The sequence below is a fragment of the Spirulina sp. 06S082 genome (genome assembly GCF_034932145.1).
Taxonomy (GTDB): Bacteria; Cyanobacteriota; Cyanobacteriia; order Cyanobacteriales; family Spirulinaceae; genus CCY15215.
Genome location: NZ_JAYGHV010000183.1, coordinates 1 through 9,307 on the forward strand (window position 1 = coordinate 1; position 9,307 = coordinate 9,307).

General features: G+C 40.3%; 9 protein-coding genes. 1 reads left to right on the top strand and 8 read right to left on the bottom strand.

Annotated elements, in window-relative coordinates:
- The 8 genes from VB714_RS13355 to VB714_RS13390 form a co-directional block, all read right to left on the bottom strand.
- On the bottom strand, nucleotides 1-277 hold a 277-nt coding region (locus VB714_RS13355), incomplete at its 3' end, for a thiamine pyrophosphate-binding protein (RefSeq protein WP_323224927.1).
- A gap of 42 nt (nucleotides 278-319) precedes the next feature.
- Nucleotides 320-1,678: an aminotransferase class III-fold pyridoxal phosphate-dependent enzyme gene (locus VB714_RS13360; RefSeq protein ID WP_323224930.1), complete on the bottom strand. Its 1,359-nt coding sequence runs from the start codon at nucleotides 1,676-1,678 to the stop codon at nucleotides 320-322.
- Between the two features lie 82 nt (nucleotides 1,679-1,760).
- The gene (locus VB714_RS13365) at nucleotides 1,761-2,348 is read right to left on the bottom strand and encodes a chorismate--pyruvate lyase family protein (protein ID WP_323224932.1); all 588 of its coding nucleotides are present in this window, start codon (nucleotides 2,346-2,348) and stop codon (nucleotides 1,761-1,763) included.
- A 93-nt stretch (nucleotides 2,349-2,441) separates the two neighbouring features.
- Nucleotides 2,442-4,199 carry an NAD(P)/FAD-dependent oxidoreductase gene (locus VB714_RS13370; RefSeq protein WP_323224934.1) on the bottom strand — a complete coding sequence of 586 codons (1,758 nt, stop codon included), beginning with the start codon at nucleotides 4,197-4,199 and terminating at the stop codon, nucleotides 2,442-2,444.
- 92 nt (nucleotides 4,200-4,291) lie between these two features.
- Nucleotides 4,292-5,488 (bottom strand): thioester reductase domain-containing protein, encoded by a 1,197-nt coding sequence (locus tag VB714_RS13375; RefSeq protein ID WP_323224936.1) that lies wholly within the window; start codon nucleotides 5,486-5,488, stop codon nucleotides 4,292-4,294.
- 72 nt (nucleotides 5,489-5,560) lie between these two features.
- On the bottom strand, nucleotides 5,561-6,250 hold the full coding sequence (locus tag VB714_RS13380; RefSeq protein WP_323224938.1) for a sulfotransferase family 2 domain-containing protein: 690 nt from the start codon (nucleotides 6,248-6,250) through the stop codon (nucleotides 5,561-5,563).
- Entirely contained in the window at nucleotides 6,244-7,698 is a 1,455-nt protein-coding gene (locus VB714_RS13385; RefSeq protein WP_323224939.1) for a sulfotransferase, read from the bottom strand. Before VB714_RS13385 ends, VB714_RS13380 begins: the two co-directional genes overlap by 7 nt.
- A gap of 40 nt (nucleotides 7,699-7,738) precedes the next feature.
- Nucleotides 7,739-8,353 carry a hypothetical protein gene (locus VB714_RS13390; protein ID WP_323224942.1) on the bottom strand — a complete coding sequence of 205 codons (615 nt, stop codon included), beginning with the start codon at nucleotides 8,351-8,353 and terminating at the stop codon, nucleotides 7,739-7,741.
- A 23-nt stretch (nucleotides 8,354-8,376) separates the two neighbouring features.
- On the opposite strand from VB714_RS13390, the gene VB714_RS13395 reads away from it, so the two are divergent.
- A partial coding sequence (locus VB714_RS13395; protein WP_323224945.1) for an SPFH domain-containing protein occupies nucleotides 8,377-9,307 on the top strand: 931 nt, incomplete at its 3' end.

Consider the following 9,307-nt stretch of genomic DNA (forward strand, 5'->3'; position numbering starts at 1 on the left):
AAACGCCGAGTTTCCCCGTTTCTCTGGCATACCCGTCGGCCATCGCAGCAGCCCCACTTTCTTGACGAGAGAGAATTGCCCTTATTCCCCCCCGGCGATCGCTGCGTTCGAGGGCTTCGTAGAGAGGTGCAATATGTCCCCCCGGTACGCCGAAGACGTATTCAACTCCCAATAGTTCTAAATAATCGACAACAAGATCGCTGAGTTGTCTGGGTGAGTCTTTCGGATCGGGAGTTTGAGTGATATTTTTTGTTTGCGGTATGATTTGGGCTGTCATGGCCGTTATTCCTAATTTTTATTCTAATTTTAAATGCGTGAATTATTCGGCACAAACCAAATTGAGGGATTGTTTGACTTGGGCGATCGTTGCTGCCAAAATTTCTACGAGTTCGTCGCATTCCCTTTCCGTAATAACAAAAGGAGGAGAAATTAAGATGTGATCGCCATCCTTACCGATACCGGTGCCGTTTCTACCGCGAATAATGAGTCCGTTGTCCAAAGCTGTTTTAACGATTGTTTTTGTAAGTTGCTTGTTAAAAGGAAAAGGCTGGTGAGTAGCGCGATCGCGCACGAATTCAACGCCAATTAATAAGCCTTTGCCTCTCACATCGCCAATTAAGGGTTCGCGATCGGCAAGTTCTGTTAATTTTTGTTTCAGGTACTCTCCCTTGGCAGCACATTGCTCAATTAAGTTATGTTTGGCAATATAATTTTGTACGGCTAGGGCAGCCGCACAACTGATAGGGTGTCCCGCGTAGGTAAAAGAGGTGGGAATCACTTTGCGCGTGCCATTTTTTAAAGTCGTCCAAACGCGATCGTGCAGAATCACCGCACCAATGGGGGCATAACCACTACTCAGGGCTTTCGTCGCAGAGATTATATCAGGAATTGCGTCCCAATGTTCGATGCCAAAGTTTTTCCCCGTCCGTCCAAACCCCGTAACAATCTCTTCTGCAATAAAGAGGATGTCATAAGCATCGCAGATTTCGCGAATTTTTTCGTAATAGCCCGGAGGTGGAACAATAGCACTACCCGCACCCCCTATAATAGGTTCGGCAATAAATGCGGCGATGGTATCGGGATTTTCTTGTTCTAAGGTTGTGGCGAGATCCTCCGCACAAGCAAGTTGACAGCTTGGATAAGTTAGTTTATAAGGACATTGATAACAGTGAGGGACTTGAATATGAGGAAAGTCAAAATTATAAACCAGTTCTTTCCGGACAAACATACTCCCAGACATAGCGAGAGTTGCACTGGTACGTCCGTGATAACTGTGCCAACGCCCGATAATCCTCTGTTTTTTCGGCTTTCCTCGCTCTTTATAGTAGTATTGGGCAAGTTGGCTGGCAATTTCATTAGCGGTTGAACCTCCCGTCGCAAAAGCAATTCGGTTCATTCCTGCTGGTGCCATTGCCGCGATCGCCTCTGCCAAACGTTCTTGAACTTCGGTGGTAAACTGAGCCTTATTCGCAAAGCAAAGTTTCTTGGCTTGTTCTGCCATTGCCTCACCTATTTCCTCAACCCCATGTCCGATGGAAACAACATGAGTTCCTCCTATTCCATCTAAATAGCGTTTGCCTTCAGAGTCATAAACATAAACGCCTTTACCGCTTTCTAAGACTGGATATGAGTTATTTAAACCCATCGCGTAAAAAACATGAGATTCGGCTTTTTCCATTGAATTATCTCTCTCTTAAAAAATTGACTAGCACTACGAATCTACATTTTTGAGATGTACCCGATCAGACAATCTCTCGATCTTAGATGCGGAAGTAAGTTTCGGGAAACTTTTCTGTAATCATCATCACCGGTTGACGGTTGGTAAAGACAATATAAGTTCTAAAGAGAATCTTATCGTCTTTTTCAACCAGAAAATAATCCGCTAACTGTCCAGTGGGTTCTTTACCTGAGTCGATTATTTCTTTAAAAGTTTCAACTTTGTATTGCAACCAAAGTTTACCAATTGGAGTTTTCGACTTCAATAAATCATCTTGAAATCTTTCTTCAAGTCTTTCTGGAACAATAACAGATTCAGCATAGAGGAAATTTTTGTGGCTAATTTTACCTTGGAGCAAGATTTTTCGTTCTATTATTGACGTTCCTTTCTGTAATTTTAACGCAGGAATATCGTTATGACTAGAAACTAAGCCTTCAGCTAGTTTTACAATCTTCATATTTTCCAACAAATATGCCTCTAGCATTTCCGTAACTGTCCCATCTGTGGTCAGTAACACTCTTTGAAAAGTGCTGAGACTTGAAGGTTCTATATGGCTTCTTTTCAAGGATTGATCTAAATCTGCCCTCATTAAGTTACCATTTGAGTTAATTTCTCGGTCTTGTGTTTGCATTTTTTTGCCTTTATTAATAAACTCAATTAATTCTTTTAAACATCCTTAAATCTAATCTATTTTCATAATTAAAATTTAAGGATGTTCTGCTATCTAACGGCAAAGGATTTCTTTTTCCTTCTGGGTATCCAAAAATTGCCGTTCTAATTCAAGTATTTTGATGCCAAAATTGTTTTGCAGGGGATTGAGAATTCGCTGCAAATCTCTAGGGGATGATTTCGGTTTAAATAATCCTCCTTTCTCCCATTCATTTGCATCTAAGCTAATCGCCCAAGCATTTAACCATCCCGCAGACAACACTTTATTTAACTGTTCTGGCATAATATCTGCAATGGCGATTATAAAGATCGCTTGAGCCAATTCTTCAAAGATTTCGATATTGGCAAGATGATCTTGAATGAGTTCTTCTTCCGATCGGTTTAACTGTAAATTTCGTTCTCTCAGTTCTTTGACAAAAGGAAGTTCTAAATAATCAACAAATCCAAAAGAAATGTTTCCAGAAGATTTTTCTGACCAATCTCGAAAGAAATGTTGCACTCGATTTGTCAATAGGAAAAACTGCCCAGATTTACTATAGACTTTATTCCTTTTTTGCGAATCTAAGTAAATATCACTAAACATTAAGGGGGCGCTAAATGACCATGCTGCTAGAGTGTCCCAAATCACTTTCATTGTGCCAACTAGACCATTTCCTAAACAGTGATACATTGTCTGAATACTTTTGGTGATACTCTTCTGATAGATCAAGAAAAATCGGTTGGCTGAATTGACAGTTTTTTCTGTGAGTTGACCTTGGCGATCGAGTTCGATCATGTTGACAATTGAGGAATTAGCAAACCCGATAAAGTCTGTTGCTGGAGAATAAAATGGATCTGGAAATGTGGCTGCATCACCAACACAAGCCCAACGATCGAAAGAAAATATCTTGTCTGATGTATAACTATATTTTGGCATTTTCATGAACTTTTTCGGTGTTTTTTTTGTCAGACAAGATGCTAAAATAGGTTCATGTTTTGCTAACCATTGAGAGGCTTTTTCGTAGGTATGATAAGACTCAAAGGAATGATAATCTTCATGGGCAACAATGCCAATACTGGTTGCACCTGTTGAGAGGGGAATAATCCAAATCCAATAACCATCACCGCAGAGATGATTGGTGGAAAAATAGCGGTTCTTTTCTGGGACGCGATCGTGCCACTCTTGTTCGTTTTGAGAGACAAAATCTGTGACATCAAGACGACCATCGACCCAAAACCACGAGGCATTATAGCGATCGTTATTAGGTTGTGCTAAACCGAGTTTCTTTTGTAGAAACCGACGACGACCCATTGAATCAATGACCCATTTAGCTTTTACTGTTCCTGTTTCTTTTGTATCTATTTTACTGTAGGTAATTTGGTGTAGATCTCCATTATTCTCAGCCAGATTAATCTCTTTAACTGAACAGTTTTCTAATAAATGAACACCATCTTCTTCATTAAACTTTCTCAGATCGTTTTCTAGCTTTCCGCGATCGACTTGATAAGATTCTGGTGCATGAAATCGCGATAGTCCTAGTTCCGGTCTTTTCTGAAATGCGTCGCATCCATCGCCGAAAAAGTAGCGAATTCCCAGTTTAGGATAATGATTCTCTTCGAGATAGTCTTTGAGATGAATAATATTAGCAAGATAACAAGCACCTACTTCTACCGTAGATTCTCCGACCTTGAAGGCAATTTCGGGTAAGGGACGATTGAGTTTATCAATGGTTAACACGGAGAGATCGGGCATTGTTTGCTTTAATTGCCTGGCTAAGGTTAACCCTGCTAAACCGGCACCGCAAATTACAACATCGTAGGTTTTATCGTTCATGGTCAATTGATTCAGATTTTAGTTTTGTTGGGGTGAAAAATAAAGGAAATATGGGCGATCGCTAATAGAAGTTATTGCTAATAGGGAGATTTTTAACAATAATCTAAAGCGGGAATAAATCCCCTCTTTTGAAAATAGGAAAAGTAGGTGGATAATAGTTGTCGATCTACAGGGGGACAAACAATTGATGTGTCAACTAATCCGTTTCGAGTCTGGTGGGTGTCAAACAGAGGTTTTTGAGAAGAAAACAATTTAATTGACGGTCCGAAAAATAGCCGAGAAATCGAGTATAATTCTTTGTCATTGTGACTTTTAGCATAACTTTTAAGATTATTGAGCCACTGGTTATAACTCGTCTCTTCTAAATCATAACCTAAAGTTTGTATTCCGTCGATCAAATTTCCCCAAGCAATAGGTTGAGGATTGAGGATATGAAAGATTTTGTCCAATGATTTTTTTTGCTGAGATAAATAAACGATCGCCTGACTAACGTAATCAACGGGGACAATATCAATCGTAGTTTCTACAGCCGGAAATTGTCTGATGGTAATACAGGCTTTAAGAACCAGATATAACAAGTCTTTAAGGTTATTAATAATCCCGGTTTTACTATCTCCCATGATTCTCCCAGGTCTATAAATACAAGCAGGTAATCCTCTATTTTTAGCCGTTATTATTAATTGTTCTGCAACCCATTTGCTTTGCTTGTACCCCCCTTTAAGGTTTTCAGCTTGTGGACTATCTGTTTCTTTAATCAAGTTATTGGGAGAATGATTAGTGCCAAAAAAAACGCCCACAGTGGAAATAAAATGAACGGGTTTAGTTTTGCAATGACCCGCTAAACGAAGAACTTCTTGAGTTCCTAGCACATTGGTTGGTTTCAGGGTAGAGTAAGGGTAGAATGAATTGACCCATGCACCGTTATGGTAGATTACATCAAGGCGATCGCCTAATTTTTTAAACTGTTCTTGAGATAAACCTAAGAAAGGTTTAGACAAATCTCCCATTACAGGAATAATGCGCGAAGGCAACTCTTCTTCCCACAATAAATAGCTATCTAGTCCGGCTTTAATGCGCTCTTTTCCTACTTCAAAATCACTACAACGAACCAAACAATAAATTTTGGCTTGGGTTTTTTGAAGCAGTTCCTTGAGCAAATAAGACCCTAGAAATCCAGTTGCTCCTGTTAAAAGAATAGATTGAGGTTGCAGCCAATACTCGCAAAAAGAGTCATCAAATCTAATACTTGGATCGAGTACAGCTTCTGTTTGTAAGTTGAGTGATTCCATCGAGTGCTTACTAGGGAGTGCTGAATCATTATAAGAGCCATTCCTTTCAGTTTAATCCATACCGCTATTTTGTCAAGTAATATTAATATTTTTTTTATAATTTCTCTCCTCATTAAAATTATAACCAAATAATTGAATATCTTCCTCAAATTGTTCTGCGACTAATTTCCTAGTTTTCTCATTGTAATATTCCCGATAATCTCTTTGAGTATGACTCGATCGATTGACATGAGGTAAACTCGCTTGAAGATTAAGAACATTACAAACTGCTTGAAAATCTTGTGCTAAATCTTCATATCGTCCAATAAAATCAACGATTATTTTTCCATTTGTGTCGGTTATATTATCTTTTTGTAGTTTAGGAGTTCCCATCGGATAAGGCTTTTTCGTTATCGCTACCCACTCTAAATATTCTTCAAAAGTTACCCAAGGTCTGTTGTTTTCATAAATTTTTTCTTTAATCATAAAATTATACATCGATACTTGCCAACTCCAAGGATTTCTAACAAAAGCAAACTTATAAAAATCATTATAAACTTCTGGAGATAATTCTTTTTTAGCATCTTTGGCTTTTGCGTGCCAAAATGAGTTAAACCACATTTCATAAAGTGGGTTAGGTTTACCTTTTAACATTTTAGGAGGGCGAGCTATTTTGAATTTATCGGGTTCTTGGGCATAGCCTTTTAGTGCTTCTCTAATGCTAGTTCCAGCTACTTTGGCGACATGAAAGAAAATGAATTTGTGGGTGTAAGAAATTAACATAAATTTTCGCTTTCTACCAGATTAATAAGAGGTTCTACCAAGGGCATAATTTCGGCAATTTCCTGTTCATTTTTCCGCCATTTATCGGGAGATGGTTGAGAAAAACTCATACGAGAAATGGGCAAAGATTGAGAAACGATCGCCTCTATCTTTTCGTTCCAAGATAATCCTGCAAATTCCTTGATTTTGGTGATTGTTTCTTTGGGGTGATTAACGAGATCGTTATAACGAATGCCACACCAATCAGATCGAGGTAGAGTCTTTAGGTCTTCTATAATACAAGCATTGGTTGTTTTCCACTGATAAGCGGCAATTTCAGCCAAGGAAGATTCCTTTAAATGTTCCCATCCAGGGACCAACAGAAAACTCCAATCTCGATAAGGCCAACCTGGAAGCGAGGGATAGGCAATAAAACGACGCGATCGCCATCCTTCTATCATGCTACTAATATTGGCTCGCGGTTCCCGGTAAAGAAAGATAAACAGCGCATCGGGAAAAACCGCTTTGAGAAAGGAGACTCGCAAGGCATTTCTGGGGGTTTTCTCCAGAAAGCGCAGTTTATTGGGACGTTGCTGGATTGGTAAATTGAGATATGCCGTTTTAGTGCGATCGCGCAATTGTCGGGCAAACCCTTCTTTTAAGGCCAGGGTAATATGAGGATCATTTTCTTTTTCAGTTAAACGATTAGAACAATAATCTCGATAGGCTGGATGAAGTTCTGGAATTGCTTCGATAATATCATGACTTTCAGTACCAACACTCCAAATTTCTGCAAACTGAGAGAGGGTCTCAAATAAAAGTGTACTACCTGCTCGAGGTGCCGAAACAATAAAGATAGGGCGATCGAATTCTGGGAGAGGGAAATCTTCTTCAATTTGTTTGAGGGCAAGACTTTTTTGTAAGGTTTGGGTAAACTCTTCTAAGTTCTCTGATTCTAAAGAGAGAAGATGCCAAACTTTTTCTGGTGTTGTCGGGGTTTTAAAGAAGTCTAAAACCCTAGGTATATTGGGCAATTGTTCCCCCTGAGAAGTGTCTGCGACTCGATAGCGGGCATCCCAGTGCAGTTCTGGTTTAACTCCCAGTTTAAGCCTTGCTAATAGTCGCAAATTTATCGATCTTGAGTGAGGTGTTTTAGGGACTGACAGGATTGAGGCGATCGCATCCACTGCTTTTGTCCCGTTACTCGACTCCGGTAGCCATTTTTTAACCTTAACGGCAATCTGCTCTTGAAAACCGATGATTAAGTCTCGATAACTCAACTCTCCACGGTAGCTATGTCCAAAGCGAGCAAATGTTCTTTCCCAATTGCACTTAAATAGATCGAGAGATTCAGCAAGGATTGCTAATTCAGTCTGAGGCATTTCAGTGCTTTTAGCTTCAGCAAGAATATCTGTACTGAGACTAACTATCTCTTGCGTTGTTACCACATTAAAGAAATTTGCTGCCATATAACTTTACAAAAATTTAATAGAGCCTCGCGATCGCCATTTATTCTTTTTCCAAAATACCAACAATTGTCCGCACTAAAATTTCTAGGTCATCGGGAACCCGGAACGAGCGCACATCCTGTTCGATTTTACGCTCTTCCTTGTCCAAAGTTCCAAAAATCCAGATATCGCCAATCGTAACAGCACCATAGAGAAATTGTAAACTCGAGTCCCACTCTGACAAAGCAATGAGTTCTACCGATAGTTGAGTAAATCCTCGCGTTAAATCGTCATTTTTTGCTTCAATGACGAGGAGTTGATTTCGGCTTCGCAATAAATAATCAAGAGAGCCTTTCAGTCTATTATTAACCTGTAGCGGATATTCAATTCTTAACTGACATTGACAATAGCGTGCAATATCTAAAAGAACGGGAGCAATGAGGGTTTCGCGTCGTGCGGCTTCGCTACTGAGACGAATTAAGGGTAACGTTTCTTCAATTCGTTGCTGGAGTTCCCTAATTTTTTCTAAAGCGCGATCGCTCTGGGGCAACGATAATCGTTTGCGAGCAAAGCTATAATCGAACTCAGCCAGAATATCTTCCGATTCGTAGGGTAATTCAAAATAAGAGGGAAATGTATAGGCTCGATCCGTCTGCAAAATGGAAGGTTTGGACATTGTTATTTTAAAGGAGTTAATCAATGGGCTTGTTTAGCGGTCAACTCATCGATATTATCGAATGGTTGGACAACAGTAATGATACGATCGCCTATCGCTTCGAGCGACATAATAACGAAATTAAACAGGGCGCACAACTGATCGTGCGACCCGGACAAAAAGCTGTTTTTGTTAATGAAGGGTTTGTAGCCGACGAATTTACCGAAGGAACCTACCAACTCTACACCCGTAATTTACCCATTCTCAGCACCTTAAAAGGCTGGAAATATGGCTTTGAATCCCCCTACAAAGCCGAAGTTTATTTCTTTAGCACTCGTACTTTCTCCAATCTAAAATGGGGGACTTCCAACCCGATTATGATTCGCGATCCGGAATTAGGACCCGTGCGAATGCGAGCTTATGGAAACTATAGTATCAAAGTCGCCGATCCCCGCAAACTCCTCGAAGAAATTATCGGGACCGACGGACTTTTTCAAGTCAATGAAATTAGCAATCATCTTCGCAATATTATCCTCCCTTCCATTACCAGTTGGATCGCCGGATCGGGTCTGGCTTTATTAGATTTTGCGGCTCATTATCGCATGATGGGCGATCGCGCTAAAGAATTTGTGCAGAAAGATTTCGATCCCATTGGTGTCGAACTAACCCAGCTTTTAATTGAAAATATATCTCTCCCCAAAGAAGTCGAAGAAGCCCTCGATAAACGCTCTTCTATGGGCATTTTGGGCGATATGCAGCAATATAGTCAATATCAAGCTGCTGAGGCGATCGGCAATATGTCCCAACGTCCAGGAAGCAATAGCCCAGGGATGGAAGCCGGGATGGGTTTAGCGATGGGACAGCAGATGATGAATGCAATGCAGCCCCAGACCCCTCAAAATGCGCCACCTCCCGCTCCAACTCAAGCTCAATGGTATCTAGCACGTAACGGTCAGCAATTGGGTCCATTTCCCC

What these genes read in the sequence shown, in the direction of transcription:
- VB714_RS13380 (WP_323224938.1), bottom strand. Translation starts at nt 6,250, where the DNA reads ATGTTAATTTCTTACACCCACAAATTCATTTTCTTTCATGTCGCCAAA.
- VB714_RS13385 (WP_323224939.1), bottom strand. Translation starts at nt 7,698, where the DNA reads ATGGCAGCAAATTTCTTTAATGTGGTAACAACGCAAGAGATAGTTAGT.
- VB714_RS13360 (WP_323224930.1), bottom strand. Translation starts at nt 1,678, where the DNA reads ATGGAAAAAGCCGAATCTCATGTTTTTTACGCGATGGGTTTAAATAAC.
- VB714_RS13370 (WP_323224934.1), bottom strand. Translation starts at nt 4,199, where the DNA reads ATGAACGATAAAACCTACGATGTTGTAATTTGCGGTGCCGGTTTAGCA.
- VB714_RS13390 (WP_323224942.1), bottom strand. Translation starts at nt 8,353, where the DNA reads ATGTCCAAACCTTCCATTTTGCAGACGGATCGAGCCTATACATTTCCC.
- VB714_RS13365 (WP_323224932.1), bottom strand. Translation starts at nt 2,348, where the DNA reads ATGCAAACACAAGACCGAGAAATTAACTCAAATGGTAACTTAATGAGG.
- VB714_RS13375 (WP_323224936.1), bottom strand. Translation starts at nt 5,488, where the DNA reads ATGGAATCACTCAACTTACAAACAGAAGCTGTACTCGATCCAAGTATT.